The following is a 15,762-nucleotide window of genomic DNA, read 5'->3' on the forward strand; positions in this document are numbered from 1 at the left end:
GATCGGGGTGCGGTGGGCGGGACTGGAGCTGCGCCTGGAAGTGGACCTGGGCGAGGACGTGGTCGGCGTCCATGCCGGGCAGGTGAATCCAGGCGAGGTCCTGGTAGGTGGAGCTGTCGATGGGCACGGGAGCGCAGCGAGCGGGCGGGACCTGCATGATGCGGAACGGTTCGACGACGTTGTGCCACACCCACCGGGAGACCACGAGCGCGGCGCCGACCTTGTCGCCGCAGGGGTCGGTGGCCATGCACTGGGCGACGGCGGCGCGGAAGGCTGGGGCGTCGAGCAGCCTGCTTGCGACGATGTAGGGGCGGTGGTAGTGGCCCTCCTCGCGCATCGGTCCACAGTGGACGGCCATCCGGGCGCGCAGCGGGATGCGGTGCTCACGGTTGCGCCAGCGGAGCAGGTGGTCGAGGTGGAAGAGCATCTCGACGAGCTTGGGCGCGGCGTCCTCGGCGTAGGCGAGCAGGACGCCGTCGCCGGTGTGCCTGGGCTGCACGGCGGCGGCGCGGTCGAGGCCGACGGCGCGCAGCGCCCGGTCCAAGTGCTCGTCGAGATCGGTCTTCATGCCGTCGAGCTGGTCGTCGGCGACCTGGGTCGAGCTGACGACGTCGACGGCGAGCACGGCGTGCGTCGCGGGTACCTCCACTGCCACAGTCGCTCCCTCCACGCGTCTGCTTACGCAATGCATGGGGGAAGTCTTGCCGCAGCGGCTGAACCGGACTCCCGAAAAGTGGGGAATTGTGGACGCGCTATCGGGTGATGTGATCAGGACTGCGTGAAAGCACGCAGTGCGGCCAGATCAAGGATGACCATGGTGCGGTAGCTGGTGTCCACCAGGTTCAGCTCGCGGAGCTTGCGCAGCGCGAGGTCCACGGAGGTCTCGGAGGCGGGCAGGCTCTGCGCGAGATCGCGTTGGGACCACGGGACGTCGACGTGCCAGCCGCCGTCAGGGCGCTGTCTGCCGTTCTCCGCGACGAGGTCGAGCAGCCGCCGTGCGAGCCGGTAGGTGACGTCGCCCTGCGTCTGTTCGAGCCGCTGCTCATTGGCATATGCCAACCTGGAGAAGCTCATCATCAGCGTTTCCCGGCGCGCGTCGTCGTAGTCGGCGAGGAAGCGGCGGAACGCCTCGGCGCTGATCCGGCGGACCTCGACGTCCTCGACGGCGACCACGTCGGCCATCCTCGGCCGCTCCCCGAGCACTGCCATCTCCCCGTACAGGTCGCCGGGCTGGCCGAGCGCGAGCACGACCTCGGAGCCGTTGCGCCCGCGCACGACGACCTTGACCCGCCCCGCCACCAGCAGGATCACGCTGTCCCCGGGCTCTCCGGCGTGCAGGACGGGAGTGCCGCGCCGGTAGCACTGCACCGCGCCGAGGGTGCGCAGGTGCGCCGCGGTGCTGGCGCTCAGGCGTCTCGCGAACACCGCGGGAGCGTGTGCCTCTTCCATGCCGCCTCCCCCGAAAACCACCACGGAGAGTACTCGATCAACTACGTGCCGCAGTAACCGTAACGTGAGCGCCATGGATCTCGTCTGGCCCGAGGGCGCGGAGTTCGACGACCGCGCCGTCCTCCTCGCAGACTCGCTGGCGACCCTCGAACACGAGCTGGGCGAGCCGGTTCGCTTGGTGCGCAAAGACCCCGGCGCGGGCGCGCGGTGGCTCTGCCGGGTGGACGCCGAGCACGAGGGCCCGGCGGTGCTTCGCCGCGACGGCGACCTCATCGAGTCGGTGGGCCGCACCGGCGCCGAGATGTGGGAGACCTTCAGCCTGCGGCACACGTGGTTGCGCACAGGGAAAGACACCTACGCGGTGGACGCGGCGAACCTCGACGAGGTCGTTGAGCGCATCACGGAAGAGATCCGTTTCAGCTACCCGGCGATGGCGCTGCGCGGAATCGACTGGGACCAGCTGTGCGAGCACTACGCGCCCAAGGTCCTCGCGGCGGAAGATCCCTTCGCGGTGTGCCAGGAATGGGTGGCGCGGCTCGGCGACGCGCACACGGCGGTGCACGCATCCCCGCGCGCACTTCCCTTGCCCTACAAGGCGAATCGGACGACGTTCACGGATGTGCCCGAGGGCAGCGCGGCGTGGGAAGCCGGAGTGCGCGCGGGCTGGCGGCTGGACGCGCCGGATGAAAGGGACATCGCGCGGCGCACGGGCGCGTCACCGCACATGCTCCCGTTCATGATCGGCCGGAGGCTGCTCTCCGCGACGGAAAGCCGGGAATGGCGTGCTTTCGGGCCACAGGACAAGCACGCGGAGTGGACGGAGCAGCCGACGGGGCTGCCGTTCGGCGATCTCGTGACCTGGCGCGAGGACGGCTACCTGAGGATCAAGCAGTGGGTCCCCAACGCCGGAATCCCCGAGGCGCTGGACGAGGTGCTGACCGCCAAAGGAAACGAACTCACGCTGGACCTGCGCGGGAACGTCGGCGGCAACGTGGTGCTGGCGACGGCGACGCGGAATCGGTTCCTGCGCAAGGAAACCGTGCTCGGCTCAGTGCGCTACTGCATCGACGGCGAGCTGACCGAGCACGTGCCCATGGTCGGCACCCCGTCGACCGGAGTGAGGTGGGACAAGAAGCTCACGGTGCTCACGGACGCGATGACGTACTCCGCGAGCGAGGACTTCCTGTTGGGGCTACAGGGACTTGAGCACGTCACGGTGATCGGCGAGCCCAGCGGCGGCGGGAGCGGGCGCCCGCGTTCGGTGCGGTTGCTGCCGGGCTGGACGCTCAACGTCAGCACGGTGCTCACCTACGACCGCGACGGTCACTGCGTGGAGAACTCCGGCATCCCGGTCAACGTCTCGCGGCAGTGGCGGTAGAAGCCCTCGACGTCGACCTTCTTGGCGCACTTCACCAATCGGCCCGTGTCGGAGCGCACGGTGCGACCTTGGCTCGGGCCGGTGGTCAGCACCTCGCAGCGCACGTCCTCGAACTCGCACAGCTCGGGCTCGGCGAGGTAGGAGGTGGTGAGGCTGTCCCAGCAGCAGTACGCGAAGCCGGTGGTCTCGAAGCAGCCGAAGGTCATCGCGAGCAGGGACCCGGCGAGGTCGCCCAGCGGAGCGCCGTAGGTGCGGCCGAAGGACCGCGCGAACTCGGGCGTGATCGGCACCTGGTCAGTGGCGTCCAAGGGGAACAGGGTGATCGGGATCGCCGAGGCGAACACGCGGTGCGCAGCGCCCGGGTCCCAGAAGACGTTCCACTCCGCGCTGCCGTCGTGCCCGGCTTCGTCGACGTTGCCCACCACATCGATCGCCCCGCCCATGAACACGAGTTCGGCGATCTTGGACTCCACGGCGGGGTGCGCGTCCAGGCACCACGCGAGGTTGGTCAACGGCCCGATCATCAGCAGGGTCACGGGTTCCGGCGCGGCGAGCAGCCACTGGGCGAGCTGTTCGTGCGCGGGCAGCTCGGACACGCGGGTCCGCGGATCGCGCTGGTTGAGCACGGGTAACGCGTCGGCGCGGAGGGCGTCGACCCGCCATTCCAACGGGAACGGGTTGGGGCCGGTGAGCACGCCCTCCGCGACGGGCACCTCGTGGGCGCCCGCCACGTCCAGGATCTTGCGGGTGGCCGAGACGGCCGGACCGATCAGGCAGTCCGCCGGCGTCACCGTGACGCCCTTCAACGCGATTCCCCGGTACCGGGTCAACAGCGCCAGCGACAGCAGATCGTCCAGCGCCCCGTCGTGGTCGAAGTAGATCGCGCGGCTCACCCGGCGATTATCGTCAGACCTCGCCCAGCAGGGCCAGCTCCTCGTCGAAGTCGAACCACAGCTCCTCCTCGCTGGAGGGCACCAGCAGGTAGCTGTCGTTGAGGAAGTCGGCGAGCACCTCGGCGTCGGCACCGAAACGGGCCTGACCGGCGGGCGTGGAGAACTCGATCTCGACCAGGTTCATCGGACCGGAGATCGGCCACAGGCGGACGTCGCCCTCCCCGGCCTCGCCGAGCAGGCCGTCGGCGACCAGGTCGCGGGCCATCAGCCACTCGACGCTCTTGCCGCGCGCCGGGTTGAACAGCATGCGGATGGCGTAGGGGTCGCGGGTGGAGTAGGCCAGCTCGACCTCGACCGTGACGGCGGGGGCGAGCAGCAGGTTGAACATCGTGGTGGTGCGGATCTCGTCGTGCTCCATGCCAACTCCCTCGTCCGTTCCTGGCGGCTTCGAGGAGTAGACGCCCGAGGCCGCCGAGCTCTGACGCGGTTCGGGCCACGTCACACCCGATCGTGACAAAAAGCGGCCCCGCTCACAGTCGCGGGCGGGGCCACCTTCCGTCATCAGCCGATGACTCCCGGCTAGTTCGTGTCGCCTGCCAGCGAGAACGAGCGCAGGCGGCGGGTGGCGAGCGCGGTGGCGAGGATGACGAAAACCCCGGCCATCACCACCGCGGTCGTGACCGACAGCGAGCTCTTCAGGATCAGGCTGCCGGTGAGGGTGTCGGTGATCGTGCTGGAGAACTGGCGCACGCTGAGCACCTTGGTGCCCTCGACGTAGGTGCCGAGCAGGTTCTCCCAGATCAGGATGTAGCTCATCCCGATGATCACCGGTCGCCTGCTGACCACGCTCAGCGCCAGGAACAGCGCCGAGTACGCCAGCGCCCCGACCGCGGCCCCGGCGAACAGCCCCCAGCCGAGCTGGGTGGAGTCCGCGATCACCCCGGCGGCGCCGAGCGGCACCCCGGCCGCCACCGTGGTCACCAGCCACGCCACCACGAGCTTGGAGAGGATGATCTCCCAGCGCGGCAGCGGTTTGGTGAGGATGTGGGTGATCGTGCCGTCCTCGATCTCCAGGCCGAGCGCGCTGCTGCCGACGATCAGCGCGGTCAGCGGCAGCAGCACGCCGAGGCCCATGCCGTTGAGCAGCATCGGCGCCCAGCGCTCCACCGGGACGTTGGTCGAGCCCGCGAAGGCGGTGAGGCCGATCAGCAGCACCGGGATCGGCAGCAGCAACAGCGCCCTGCGCCTGCCGAGCAGCGCCCTGAGGGTGATTCGAATGATCATGAGGTTCATGACGCCACCAGGTAGGAGAAGACGCGTTCCAGGGACTCGTCCGAGGGCAGCAGCTGCGCCAGGCGGATGTCCTGCGCCCTGGCCACCTTCGCCAGCTCGCGGGTGAAGCCGCCGAAGTCGTTGGCGCGCACCTGCAATCCGGCCGTGCCCAGCTCCACCCCGGAGACCGACGGCAGGCCCATCAGCGCGGCGGCCAGCCTGCGGTCGTCGGAGGAGGAGATGACGAACTCGTGCGGGCGGTTGGTCATCAGCCGCCGGATGTGCCGGTAGTCGCCGGAGGCGGCCAGCCGCCCGGAGACGATCACCTGCACGGTCCCGGAGAGCCGCTCGACCTCCTCCAGGATGTGCGAGCTGAACAGGATCGTCCTGCCCTCCTCGGCCATCCGGTGCAGCAGGTCCATCATGTGCATGCGCTGGCGGGGGTCCATGCCGTTGAACGGCTCGTCCAGCAGCAGCACCGAGGGCTCGTGCACCAGGGCCGCGGCGACCCTGGTCCGCTGCCGCATCCCCTTGGAGTAGGTGGAGATGCGCCGGTCCATCGCATCGCCCATCTCGACGAGGTCGATCGCCCTGCGCGCGGCGGCCTTGGCGTCGGGCAGCTTGTGCAGCACCGCGCTGGCGTGCACGAACTCCCACGCGGTCAGGTAGCCGGGCACGCTCTCGCGCTCGGTGACCAGGCCGAGCGAGCGGTAGACCTCGGGGTTGCGCCAGCTCGGCGTCCCGTTGACCAGCACGGTTCCCTGCGAGGGCGCGAGGAACCCGGCCATCATGTGCAGCACGGTGGTCTTGCCGGCGCCGTTGGGGCCGAGCAGACCCGTCACGCCGGGCCCGATGGTCAGCGTCACGTCGTTGACGGCGACCACGTTGCCGTACCACCGCGAGACGGAGGTCAGCTCGATCATGTTCGTGCTCACACCGACACCTTCCGATACCTCAGCAGCAGCAGGCCCACAGCGGCGCAGGTGACGAACAGCGTCACCACGCCGTGCATCGGGCCCCACACGCCGACGGCGTGGTTGGTCCCCTCCAGCAGCCAGTTGTCCACGCCCTGCAACAGGTTCGTCGGCGAGATCATGGCGGGCAGCTCGGGCGTGCGGCTCAGCTCGGCGAGGCCCTCCGCGATCGGCGCGGTGATCAGGAACAGCGCGAGCACGAGGGTGGAGGCGAAGATCCGCCGCCCGGAGAGCGAGGCCAGCGGCAGCGCGAGCGCGGCCACCACCACCGAGTGGATCGCCACCGCCGCCATGCCCTGGCCGAACTGGCCCGCGTGGTCGAGGACGCCGGTCATCCCGTTCTTCGTGGCGAAGGCGTTGCCGGCGAACATGATCACCATCGCCGGGCCGAGCGCGAGGGCCACCGAGGAGATCAGCGCGGCCAGCTTCGCCAGCGCGTAGTCGGCGCTGCTGAGCGGCCGGGCCAGGTACAGCGGCATCACGTTGTTGCCGAGGTCGCGGGATACCAGCTCCGGCGCGACGACGGCGAGCAGGATGACCGCGACGTAGGTGAGGTTGCCGACCAGGTCGACGTAGCCCATGACCGTGATGCCGGTCTGGGTGGTGATGATCATGATGACCAGCCCGGCGATGCCGGCTGAGGCCGTCAGCGTCCACGGCAGCAGCTTCGCCTTGAAGCCGCGGCCGAGGCCGAAGGCGGTGCGGAGGCTGTGCACGTACAGCGACCACATCGCGTAGCGCCTGCCGAGCCGTTGGCCCTGGTAGCGCTGGTAACCGATGTCATGGATGACACCGTTGACACCCTCAGGCCCTGCCATGGCTGACCTCCGATCCCGGGGCGGGGTCGCGGAAGAGGTCCGCGACCTGGTGGCGGCGCTGCTCCAGCCGGTGCAGCGAGACGTCCAGGTCGACGACGGCGTCCCGGATCACGTCGTAGGTCCGGTCGTCGTCGAAGCGCACGAGCAGTTCCCTGCCCTGCACGCGGACGTCGAGCCCGGCGGCGGTCAGGCTCGCGACGAGGTCGTCGGCGCGCTCGTCCACCTCCACCGCGAGAACGCCGCTCTGCTGCGTCATCGCCGACAGCGAGTCCGAGCGCAGCAGCCTGCCGCCCTCGATCGCCACGAGCGAGGTGCAGATCCGCTCGATCTCGCCGAGCAGGTGCGAGCAGACCACCACGGAGATGCCGAACTCGGTGCCGATGCGCTGCACCAGGCCGAGCATGGCCTGGCGGCCCTCGGGATCGAGGCCGTTGGTCGGCTCGTCGAGCAGCAGCAGCTCCGGGTCGTGCACGAGCGCCTGGGCGAGCTTCACCCGCTGCTTCATGCCGGTGGAGTAGCCGCCGATCGCCCGGTAGCGCTCCTCGTAGAGCCCGACGTGGCGCAGCGTCTCCGATGCCCGCTCCCGCGCGGTCGCGGCGGGCAGCCCCGACATGCGGCCCATGTGGGTCACGAACTCGGCCGCCGTCATGTCCGGAGGCAGGCAGTCGTGCTCGGGCATGTAGCCCACCTGCGACCGCACCTGTTCGACGTCGGTGAGGGGGTCCAGCCCCAGCACCCTGATCCGTCCGGCTGTCGGCGCGATCAACCCCAGAGCCAGCTTGATCAGCGTGCTCTTCCCCGCCCCGTTCGCACCGACCAGCCCGACAACGCCGGGCTCGATGCTCACCGTCAGGTCGGCGAGGGCGAGTGTCCCGCCGCCGTACCGTTTTTCGAGCGACTCGCTCTCGATGAGTGTCACGTCGTGCACACTACGACGGACGGTGCGCCACCGACATCCGGCGCGCCCCCTAGGGGTGCCCTACTTCACCACGATCGCATGATTCCCTTGTGGCACAAGCTCTCCGACGACAACTCCGCCGGACACCTCGCCCGCTACCAGTAGACCACCCGAAGTCTGAGAGTCTGTCAGCAACAGCGCCTCCGACTCCTCCACTGTGGACAGATCGACGTGCGGACGCACCCAGTCCAGGTTGCGGCGGCTGCCCCCGCTGACGAAGCCGTCGCGCAGGGCCTCGCGCGCGCCGTCCAGGTACGGCACGGCGGCCGAGTCGATGATCGCGCTGACCCCGCTGGCGCGCACCAGCTTGTAGAGGTGGCCGAGCAGGCCGAAGCCGGTGACGTCGGTGGCGCAGGTGATCCCGGCGGCGACGGCGGCTTCGGAGGCCTCGCGGTTGAGCGCGCTCATCGCATCGACCGCCTGCGGGAAGACCTCGCCGGTGGCCTTGTGGCGGGTGTTGAGCACGCCGACGCCCAGCGGCTTGGTCAGCGACAACGGCACGCCCGCGCGCCCGGCGTCGTTGCGCAGAGTCCTTGCGGGGTCGACGATTCCGGTCACCGCCATGCCGTACTTGGGCTCGGGGTCGTCGACGCTGTGCCCGCCCGCGACGTGGCACCCGGCGGTGGCGGCGACGTCGCGTCCGCCGCGCAGGACCTCGGCGGCCAGCTCCATCGGCAGGACTTCGCGGGGCCAGCCGAGCAGGTTCACCGCGACGACCGGCTTGCCGCCCATGGCGTAGACGTCGGAGAGCGCGTTGGCGGCGGCGATCCGGCCCCAGTCGTAGGGATCGTCGACGACCGGGGTGAAGAAGTCCGCCGTGGCGACGAGCGCGAGGTCCGGCCGCACACCGACCACGGCCGCGTCGTCGCCGGTGTCGAGGCCGACGAGCAGTTCGCCGACGGGGTCCTCGGGCGTGGCTCCGGCGAGACCGGCGACGATGCGTTCGAGCTCACCGGGCGGGATCTTGCAGGCGCATCCGCCGCCGTGGGCGTACTGCGTGAGGCGTGGGGTCATCACCCCGTTATCGTGTCAGGGTGGTGGCTGAGGGAGGTGTATCCGGTCTGGTGACCGGCGCGGTCTTCAAAACCGTTGAGCGGCAGTACCTGTCGCTGGCGGGTTCGATTCCCGTCCACCTCCGCCACCGGGGTTCTTCGTGAGCGAGGACCGACAGCGCGGACGCGGCCAGCTCGCCGCCGACGCCGAGGGCCGGACTGACCCTCGGCGGCAGATCCCGCGCACGGACGCCCTCCTCGTATCCTTTGCCGACGCGGTGCGCGTCCACGGCGCCGCGACCGTGAAGGCGGTGATCGTGACCGCGCAGCAACGCGCTCGGGCCGGAGAGATCGCGCCGTCCGAGGTGGCTTCGCAGGTCGCGGCGGCGCTGCCGACCGGGCCTCGGCGCGTGATCAACGCGACCGGGGTCGTCGTGCACACCAACCTCGGCCGCGCTCCCCTGTCCCCTGCCGCGCGCGCCGCGATGGACGCCGCTTCCGGCACCACGGACGTTGAGTTCGATCTTGCGACGGGAACGCGGGCGCGGCGTGGGCGGAGTGCGCTCGCGGCTTTGGCCTCGGCGGTTCCGGACGCGGGCGGAGTGCACGTCGTCAACAACAACGCAGCGGCTTTGTTGTTGTGCGCCTTGGCTTTCGCGGCGGGCCGAGAGATCGTCATCAGTCGCGGAGAGCTGGTGGAGATCGGCGACGGCTTCCGCATTCCGGAGCTGCTGCGCTCCACCGGCGCGCGATTGCACGAGGTCGGCACGACCAATCGCGTCCACCTGCGTGACTACGCGGAGGCCGTTGGGCCTTCGACGGGCTTCATCTTGAAGGTGCACCCGTCCAACTTCCAGGTCACCGGCTTCACGTCCACTGTGGACATTGCTTCCCTGACTGGCCTCGGCGTTCCCGTGATCGTGGACATCGGCTCGGGTTTGCTTGCGCCGCATCCACTTCTACCCGACGAGCCCGACGCGGCAACGGCCTTGCGCGCGGGGGCGGACATCGTGACGGCGAGCGGGGACAAGCTCCTCGGCGGCCCGCAGGCGGGACTGCTGCTCGGCGACGCCGACCTGGTGGAGCGGCTTCGCGGGCATCCTGCGGCCAGGGCGTTGCGGGTCGACAAGCTCACCCTCGCGGCACTGGAAGCAACCTTGCGCGGGCCTATTCCTCCTGTGCGCCAAACACTTGAGGCTTCTGCCGATTCGCTCTTCGAGCGGGCTTCGCTGCTTGCGGCGCAGATTCCCGGCGCCGAGGCTGTGCGCTGCGTGGCTGCGGTGGGCGGAGGCGGAGCGCCCGGCGTTGAGCTGCCGTCGGCGGCTGTGAGCCTGCCCATGGAGTACGCGGAATCCTTGCGGTTGGGCGAGATTCCCGTGGTGGGCCGGATCGAGCGCGGGCGCTGCCTGCTCGACCTGCGCACGGTTCTCCCCTCCGACGACGAGCTGCTGCTGCGCGCGGTTCTGGGCTGATGCGCGTCATCGCCACCGCCGGGCACGTCGACCACGGCAAGTCCACCCTGGTCAGGGCGTTGACCGGGATGGAGCCGGATCGCTGGGCGGAGGAGCGCCGACGTGGGCTGACCATTGACCTCGGCTTCGCGTGGACCACGCTGGCGGACGGCTCGGAGATCGCGTTCGTGGACGTGCCGGGGCACCAGAAGTTCGTGCCGAACATGCTTTCCGGTGTCGGCCCGGTGCCCGCCGTGATGTTCGTCGTGGCCGCCGACGAGGGGTGGATGCCGCAGTCCACCGAGCACCTGGCCGCCTTGGACGCGCTCGGCATCGAGCACGGAGTTCTGGTGATCACGCGCGCCGACCTGGCTCCTGCTGAGCCCGCTCTGACGGCTGCGAAGGCGCGGCTGGCAGCCACTTCGCTCGCTGGGATCGCGAGCGTCGTGGTCAGCGGGGCCACGGGGGCTGGGCTGGACGAGCTGCGGTCAGCCTTGTGCGGTTTGGCGATCCCGGTTCCGGATGCCGCGGCCGATGTGCGGTTGTGGGTGGATCGCTCGTTCAGCGTGGCGGGGGCGGGCACGGTGGTCACGGGCACGCTCGCGGCCGGGACGCTGCGGGTGGGCGATGAGCTTGTGTTGAACGGCTCGCCCGTGGTGGTACGCGGGCTCCAGTCGTTGGGGTGCAAGGAAGATCCGGTTACGGCGGTTGCGCGGGTCGCGGTGAGTTTGCGCGGCGTTGATCGGGATGCGGTTCGTCGCGGTGACGCGCTGCTGACGCCGAACCGGTGGTTGCTCAGCTCCACCGTGGATGTTCTGGCGCGCGATCTTCCGACTCAGGTGATGCTGCACATCGGCTCGGCGGCGGTTCCGGCGCGCGTCCGTCCACTGGGGACAGACGCCGCTCGGCTGACGCTGTCGCGCGCGTTGCCGTTGCGGATCGGCGATCGGGTGCTGTTGCGGGGCTCGACGATCGTTGGGGCTTCCGTCGCCGATCTCGATCCTCCGGCGTTGACTCGTCGCGGAGCCGCGCGGGCGCGAGCCGCTGAGCTGGCGTCGCCGCTCGACCTCCAAATGCGGCAAAGGAAGTTCGTGCACCGCGACCGGCTGCGCGCAATGGGGCTACCGCATGACGGTCCGGAGTGGCGGGCTGATCCGGAGCACTGGGCGCGACTGGTGGAGCGACTTCGGTCCGAAGTGGACGGTTGGCCGCCGCTCGATCCTGGAATGCCCGTGGCCGTCGCGCTCCAACGGCTGAACATGCCCGCCGCGCTCGTCGGTGACCTGGCGACCGAGGCGGGGCTGTTCGTGGTCGGCGGGCGGATTCAGCGCTCCAGAGCGGTTTCCCTCCCGGCGCGCGTCGAAGCCGCACTGGAGGTGTTGGCGAGGGAGCTGAGGGCGGAGCCGTTCTCCGCGCCGGACGCGCATCGGCTGGCAGAGCTCAAGCTGGGGCAGAAGGAACTCGCCGCGGCAGTGCGCGCGGGGCGGTTGATCAAGATCGCGGAGGGGGTCGTGCTCCTGCCGGACGCCCTCGGGCTGGCGCGGCGCGCCCTCGCGCGGTTGGAGCAGCCGTTCACCGCGAGCCAGGCGCGCCAGGCGCTCGGCAGCACGCGCCGGGTCGTCGTGCCGCTGCTCGAAGCCCTCAACCGCGCAGGTGTCACCGAACGCCTGGACGGCTCTCGTCACGCGCTGACAACGAAGCCAGGATGACGATCATGGCGAGCACGAAGCCGCCCGCCGCGCAGAGCGCCCGCACGGTCAGCTCCATGTCCACGGGCGCGAACGCGGACGCGACCGCGGCGACAACGGCGCGGAGCACGGACACCCAGGTCGCGGGCTCGTCCACACCCAGGCAGCCGCACGGCGCGCTCGACCTGCGGCTGCGCAAGATCGTCAGATAGACCGCGAACACCGCGTAGAGGACGGCCTGGGCCTGTGCGTAGCCCGCGAGCGCCACGAGACCGACGACGATCTCGACTGGTCCGAGCGCCGTGGACACCGGCCCCCACGCGCGGCGCGGCAGCAGCGCCTGGACGCGCAGGACGCCGCGCAGGCGGAGCCGGTTCCGGGCGTGCCCGGCCCCCGCGAACAGCAGCAGGACGGCCGCGGCAGCGGCTACGGCGGTGGTCAGCGCGGGGAGCACATGCGGCAACGTAGCGCAGGTAACGGCTCACAGCCGGTGATCGATAAGCGCGACGTGGCTGAACAGCAGTTAGACCTGATCTCGCCGAGCGGCGGTCGGGTGAGAGTGGCCCTGCCGGGCTCGGCGCCGGTGTCGAGCGTGGTCACGGGCGTGCGCTTCGCCGGTGGCTCCTACGGGACCGGGTTCCAGATCGGACCGCGCGGCTACCACGACTTCGCCTGCACCCACGTCGCCCCGGCGACGCCGCGCGAGCGGCTGGTCGTGCACGGGCGCGAAGTGCTCGTCGCCGAGGCCAACGACGGCGAGTCCTCGGTGGCCACGCTGATCGGCGCCTACCACGAGCTGATGACCGTCTTCGCCGGTCCGGCTCCGCAGCGCGATCGCGTGTTCTCGCTGTTCAACTCGTTGCAGATCACCGACAAGATCGGCGGCATGGTCGTCCGCCCGCGCTCGGAGACCCTGCTGGACACCATGGCTGAGCAGGTCGTTGTGGTGGTCAAGGACTACGGCTCGCTGTCCATCCCCGGGCCGCGCCAGGCGAGTGTGCTCGTGCCGAGTCACGCGGGTGCTCCGACCGCGCACGGCGAGGTGTGGAAGGCCAACTACCCCGGAGCCGCGCGCGGACACGCGTTCATCCTCGGCTGCCCGAAGGGCCTGGCGGAGGTGCACCTGACCGAGTCGGCCGCGACCACCGAGCAGGAACGGCTCGACTGGCTCAACGGGATCGACGTGTCCTGGCGGGATGCGAGCTGATGTCTGCCGAACTGGCGTTCTACCTGATCACCTGGGCCGCGATCGTCGTGCTGTTCCTCGGGCTCGTCGCGACGATGCGCGAGGTCCGGATGCTGCGCGCGATCGTGATGCGCAACCCCGACGGTTTCGCCGCCGCAGAGCCGGATGTGGTGCTCGGTGGGGCTTTCGCCGATGGCACCTCGCGGCCGATCGTCGCTGCCGTGGACTCCGGCTGCCCGCTGTGCCGGGTCGTCGTGGAGGAGCTGGCTTCGCGCGCGCCGCAGGCTGTGTTGCTGACGCACGAGTCCCCTTCGGTGTGGGGTGGCGTCGGTCTTGAGATCATCAGTGACCGTGAGGCGTGGCGGGCGATCTCGCACCTGTCGCCTCCGCTGCTGATGCACGTGGACGGCGGCGGAGCCGTGCGGAGAATGACGTTGCCCGTGCGCGTCGAGGAGCTCGACGGCTGGATCGAGAAGAAGGAGAGCCTCGGTGTCGTTGACGCTCAACGAGATTCCTGACCACGACCAGGCTCCGGCCTCGTCTTCGCCGTCGCGGGCGCTCTCCGGGCTGCGGATCACCGGCGCGCGGCGGACCGTGCTCAAGGCGATGGCGCTCGGCGCGGTGACCTTGGGCGCGTCGGCGCTGGTCTGGCCGCGCGCGGCTCGCGCGGAGACCGGCAAGTACGGCATGCACGGGTGGGACCGCAACGACTGCAAGGACGCCTATCCCGTTGGCTACGAGGAAAAGGGCGACACCAGCGGGGCGCACGTGAACACCTACGGCGCGTGCTTCAACGGCACCTGGCGCGGCAGCAACTTCTGCGACGGCGGCTGGCACAAGTACGGGACCTGGAACGACAACGGCGTCCAAGCCGACCACGCGCCGACCTCGACCGCTTGTGGCACAACGACCACGAAGAACGCGTGGAAGTGGACCACGCCGGACGGGATCGTCTACCGCTGCTCCGACGGCTTCACCACGTTCTGGGGCGGCGGGCACACCGGGCAGACCTACCTGACCATCTGCCGGGCGATCGTCTGACATGCGCTGGCACCCGCTGACGGTCGCCGTGGGCATCGTGCTCGCGGTGATCGCCAGCGCGGTGTGGTGGCCGCCGTCGATGTGGCTGCTCATGGGCGCGGCGGCGGGCTTCGCCACCAGCGGCAGCACTTGAAGCAAGAACTCGGCATCCGTGCTGAGCTCGCCGGTCCGGCGAGGTTCACCTGTCGTGGCGTTCTGCGCCGGTCTCGTCGTCGGCGGCGTGCTGACGGCCGCTGGGCTGGTCGTCGTCGGGTCCCTGATCCGCGCGCCACTACCTGACGCTGCCCGCTGGGCGATCGTGGCCGCAGCCCTGGTTCCCGTGCTGCTGCGCGACTTCGGCGTGCTCTCCTTCGCGCTGCCGGAGAACCGCCGCCTCGTGCCCGAGAGCGTGTTCCGGCTCGGCCCGCACCTCGGTCCGCTCCAGTTCGGCATCGAGATGGGCACCGCCATGCGCACCTACCTGCCCAGCGGGCTGCCCTACATCGGCGGCCTCGTCGTCCTGCTCGTCGCGTCGTGGCCTCTCGCGGTGTGCGCTGGCGTGGGCTTCGGCCTCGGGCGCGCGCTCATGACCACGTCGAACGTCCGCTACTCCGGGGATTGGGACGCCGTGTGGTCGCGGCACGCGCGGTTGCTGGCCGTGCTGCTGAGCGCGGCGTTCGTGCTCAGCCTGTTCGTCCTGTCATGACCCACTGGTGGTAGGCGTCCATGTCGACGTTGCCGCCGCACACGATCGTCGCCACGCGCTTGTTCGCGAAGCGCTCGCGGTCTTCGAGGATCGCCGCCACGCCGAGCGCCGCCGAGGGCTCGACGACCAGTCCCGCGTGGTCGAAGAGCATCCGCATCCCCCTGATGATCGACTCTTCTTCGACCAGCACCGCGTCGTCCGCGACCAGGAGCAGGTCCTCCAGGACCTCGGGAATCGGGCGCCTGCCCGCGACGCCGTCCGCGATCGTGTTGGTCGAGTCCGTGGTGATCACCCGCTTCTCCCGCCACGACCGCGTCATCGCCGGAGCGCCCTGCGGCTGCACGCAGACCACCTCGACGTGGGGCGCCAGTTCCTTCACCACGTGCCCGATCCCGGTCGCCATCGCTCCCCCGCCGAGCGCGATGAGGACGGTGTCCAGCTTGTGCGCGGCCTCCACCAACTCCAGGCCGATCGCCGCCGCGCCCTCGCACGTCTCGATGTCCAGGCTGTCCTCGACCAGGCGAATCCCCCTGTGCTGCGCGATCTCCACCGCCCGGTCGCGCGCCGTGTCGAAGTCCGCTTCCAGCACCTCCAACGTGGCGCCCAGCGCGCGGATGCGGTCGAGCTTCGCCTTGGGGGCTTTGTGCGAGGCCACGACCGTGACGTTCAGGTCGCGCGCGCGGCCGGACCACGCCAGGGCCTGGCCGAGATTGCCCGCGCTCGCGCAGACGAGTTCGTTGCCTCGGGTTTGCTGGCTGGCCACGATCTCGGTACCACGGCCTTTGAAGCAGCGGACCGGGTTGGCGGTTTCGAGCTTGATGCTGATCGCGCAGCCGAGGTGGGGTTCGAGTGGTTCGCAGCGGTAGAGCGGGGTGTTGAGGAAGACCGGGTTGATGGCTTCGCGGGCCGCGCGGATGCGGTCGGTGTTGAGGCGGGTGTGGGGCACGGGGTTGAGGGTCCGTCTCTTATACACCTCT

At 70.1% G+C, this 15,762-nt stretch carries 19 protein-coding genes and 1 tRNA gene; 9 read left to right on the plus strand and 11 right to left on the minus strand.

Annotated features, from left to right (window positions below; genetic code table 11):
• The coding region (locus CCN37_RS23800; RefSeq protein WP_143261774.1) for an adenylate/guanylate cyclase domain-containing protein at positions 1-655 on the minus strand (655 nt) is incomplete at its 3' end.
• A 113-nt stretch (positions 656-768) separates the two neighbouring features.
• Positions 769-1,449, minus strand: coding sequence for a Crp/Fnr family transcriptional regulator (locus tag CCN37_RS39165; RefSeq protein ID WP_168200824.1), 681 nt, complete (start codon positions 1,447-1,449; stop codon positions 769-771).
• A gap of 73 nt (positions 1,450-1,522) precedes the next feature.
• Between CCN37_RS39165 and CCN37_RS23810 the strand changes: the two genes are divergently transcribed.
• Positions 1,523-2,827 carry a S41 family peptidase gene (locus CCN37_RS23810; RefSeq protein ID WP_168200825.1) on the plus strand — a complete coding sequence of 435 codons (1,305 nt, stop codon included), beginning with the start codon at positions 1,523-1,525 and terminating at the stop codon, positions 2,825-2,827.
• Here the strand turns inward: CCN37_RS23810 and CCN37_RS23815 are convergent.
• The 7 genes from CCN37_RS23815 to selD all read right to left on the minus strand — a co-directional run bounded on the left by CCN37_RS23815 (position 2,773) and on the right by selD (position 8,756).
• Positions 2,773-3,720: a nucleoside hydrolase gene (locus tag CCN37_RS23815; protein ID WP_168200826.1), complete on the minus strand. Its 948-nt coding sequence runs from the start codon at positions 3,718-3,720 to the stop codon at positions 2,773-2,775. The genes CCN37_RS23810 and CCN37_RS23815 overlap by 55 nt on opposite strands.
• A 13-nt stretch (positions 3,721-3,733) precedes the next feature.
• A complete protein-coding gene (locus CCN37_RS23820) occupies positions 3,734-4,138 on the minus strand; it encodes an SsgA family sporulation/cell division regulator (protein WP_086824834.1) in 405 nt (134 codons plus the stop codon).
• Positions 4,139-4,299: 161 nt separating this feature from the next.
• Positions 4,300-5,004: an ABC transporter permease gene (locus CCN37_RS23825; protein WP_210408175.1), complete on the minus strand. Its 705-nt coding sequence runs from the start codon at positions 5,002-5,004 to the stop codon at positions 4,300-4,302.
• A 5-nt stretch (positions 5,005-5,009) separates the two neighbouring features.
• The gene (locus CCN37_RS23830) at positions 5,010-5,927 is read right to left on the minus strand and encodes an ABC transporter ATP-binding protein (protein ID WP_246843253.1); all 918 of its coding nucleotides are present in this window, start codon (positions 5,925-5,927) and stop codon (positions 5,010-5,012) included.
• Positions 5,924-6,784, minus strand: a complete 861-nt coding sequence (locus CCN37_RS23835; protein ID WP_086824838.1) for a hypothetical protein — start codon at positions 6,782-6,784, stop codon at positions 5,924-5,926. The genes CCN37_RS23830 and CCN37_RS23835 overlap by 4 nt, the downstream gene beginning before the upstream one ends.
• Complete coding sequence (locus CCN37_RS23840; protein ID WP_086824853.1) at positions 6,771-7,703, minus strand: ABC transporter ATP-binding protein; 933 nt, start codon at positions 7,701-7,703, stop codon at positions 6,771-6,773. Before CCN37_RS23840 ends, CCN37_RS23835 begins: the two co-directional genes overlap by 14 nt.
• Before the next feature lie 60 nt (positions 7,704-7,763).
• Positions 7,764-8,756: a selenide, water dikinase SelD gene (gene selD, locus CCN37_RS23845; protein WP_086824855.1), complete on the minus strand. Its 993-nt coding sequence runs from the start codon at positions 8,754-8,756 to the stop codon at positions 7,764-7,766.
• A 32-nt stretch (positions 8,757-8,788) separates the two neighbouring features.
• Between selD and CCN37_RS23850 the strand changes: the two genes are divergently transcribed.
• The 3 genes from CCN37_RS23850 (at position 8,789) to selB (ending at position 11,894) form a co-directional block, all read left to right on the plus strand.
• Positions 8,789-8,883, plus strand: a tRNA-Sec gene (locus CCN37_RS23850).
• Positions 8,884-8,970: 87 nt separating this feature from the next.
• Complete coding sequence (gene selA / locus CCN37_RS23855; protein WP_246843256.1) at positions 8,971-10,206, plus strand: L-seryl-tRNA(Sec) selenium transferase; 1,236 nt, start codon at positions 8,971-8,973, stop codon at positions 10,204-10,206.
• Positions 10,206-11,894, plus strand: a complete 1,689-nt coding sequence (selB, locus tag CCN37_RS23860) for a selenocysteine-specific translation elongation factor (RefSeq protein ID WP_086824842.1) — start codon at positions 10,206-10,208, stop codon at positions 11,892-11,894. Before selA ends, selB begins: the two co-directional genes overlap by 1 nt.
• On the opposite strand, the gene CCN37_RS23865 is transcribed toward selB, so the two are convergent.
• Positions 11,842-12,327: a MauE/DoxX family redox-associated membrane protein gene (locus CCN37_RS23865; RefSeq protein WP_086824844.1), complete on the minus strand. Its 486-nt coding sequence runs from the start codon at positions 12,325-12,327 to the stop codon at positions 11,842-11,844. The genes selB and CCN37_RS23865 overlap by 53 nt on opposite strands.
• A gap of 99 nt (positions 12,328-12,426) precedes the next feature.
• Here CCN37_RS23865 and CCN37_RS23870 point away from each other — a divergent pair, with 99 nt between their 5' ends.
• From CCN37_RS23870 to CCN37_RS23885, 5 genes are read left to right on the plus strand one after another with little or no spacing between them, the layout of a single operon-like run.
• Positions 12,427-13,080: a hypothetical protein gene (locus CCN37_RS23870; RefSeq protein ID WP_246843254.1), complete on the plus strand. Its 654-nt coding sequence runs from the start codon at positions 12,427-12,429 to the stop codon at positions 13,078-13,080.
• Positions 13,080-13,577 carry a hypothetical protein gene (locus CCN37_RS23875; protein WP_086824846.1) on the plus strand — a complete coding sequence of 166 codons (498 nt, stop codon included), beginning with the start codon at positions 13,080-13,082 and terminating at the stop codon, positions 13,575-13,577. Before CCN37_RS23870 ends, CCN37_RS23875 begins: the two co-directional genes overlap by 1 nt.
• A complete protein-coding gene (locus CCN37_RS23880) occupies positions 13,549-14,100 on the plus strand; it encodes a hypothetical protein (RefSeq protein WP_086824859.1) in 552 nt (183 codons plus the stop codon). The genes CCN37_RS23875 and CCN37_RS23880 overlap by 29 nt, the downstream gene beginning before the upstream one ends.
• Before the next feature lies 1 nt (position 14,101).
• A complete protein-coding gene (locus CCN37_RS42070; protein ID WP_256388078.1) occupies positions 14,102-14,233 on the plus strand; it encodes a hypothetical protein in 132 nt (43 codons plus the stop codon).
• A gap of 54 nt (positions 14,234-14,287) precedes the next feature.
• Positions 14,288-14,785: a hypothetical protein gene (locus CCN37_RS23885; protein WP_246843255.1), complete on the plus strand. Its 498-nt coding sequence runs from the start codon at positions 14,288-14,290 to the stop codon at positions 14,783-14,785.
• Here the strand turns inward: CCN37_RS23885 and CCN37_RS23890 are convergent.
• Positions 14,763-15,758, minus strand: coding sequence for a threonine/serine dehydratase (locus tag CCN37_RS23890; protein ID WP_246843257.1), 996 nt, complete (start codon positions 15,756-15,758; stop codon positions 14,763-14,765). The genes CCN37_RS23885 and CCN37_RS23890 overlap by 23 nt on opposite strands.
• Between the last annotated feature and the right edge of the window lie 4 nt (positions 15,759-15,762).

It is taken from the genome of Allokutzneria sp. NRRL B-24872 (assembly GCF_002155965.1).
GTDB lineage: Bacteria > Actinomycetota > Actinomycetes > Mycobacteriales > Pseudonocardiaceae > Allokutzneria.

Excerpts from the sequence above, each read along its gene's own strand:
- CCN37_RS23810 (WP_168200825.1), top strand. The coding sequence starts at position 1,523 with ATGGATCTCGTCTGGCCCGAGGGCGCGGAGTTCGACGACCGCGCCGTC.
- CCN37_RS23835 (WP_086824838.1), bottom strand. The coding sequence starts at position 6,784 with ATGGCAGGGCCTGAGGGTGTCAACGGTGTCATCCATGACATCGGTTAC.
- selB (WP_086824842.1), top strand. The coding sequence starts at position 10,206 with ATGCGCGTCATCGCCACCGCCGGGCACGTCGACCACGGCAAGTCCACC.
- selD (WP_086824855.1), bottom strand. The coding sequence starts at position 8,756 with ATGACCCCACGCCTCACGCAGTACGCCCACGGCGGCGGATGCGCCTGC.
- CCN37_RS42070 (WP_256388078.1), top strand. The coding sequence starts at position 14,102 with ATGCGCTGGCACCCGCTGACGGTCGCCGTGGGCATCGTGCTCGCGGTG.
- CCN37_RS23820 (WP_086824834.1), bottom strand. The coding sequence starts at position 4,138 with ATGGAGCACGACGAGATCCGCACCACCACGATGTTCAACCTGCTGCTC.
- CCN37_RS23825 (WP_210408175.1), bottom strand. The coding sequence starts at position 5,004 with ATGATCATTCGAATCACCCTCAGGGCGCTGCTCGGCAGGCGCAGGGCG.
- CCN37_RS39165 (WP_168200824.1), bottom strand. The coding sequence starts at position 1,449 with ATGGAAGAGGCACACGCTCCCGCGGTGTTCGCGAGACGCCTGAGCGCC.
- CCN37_RS23875 (WP_086824846.1), top strand. The coding sequence starts at position 13,080 with ATGTCTGCCGAACTGGCGTTCTACCTGATCACCTGGGCCGCGATCGTC.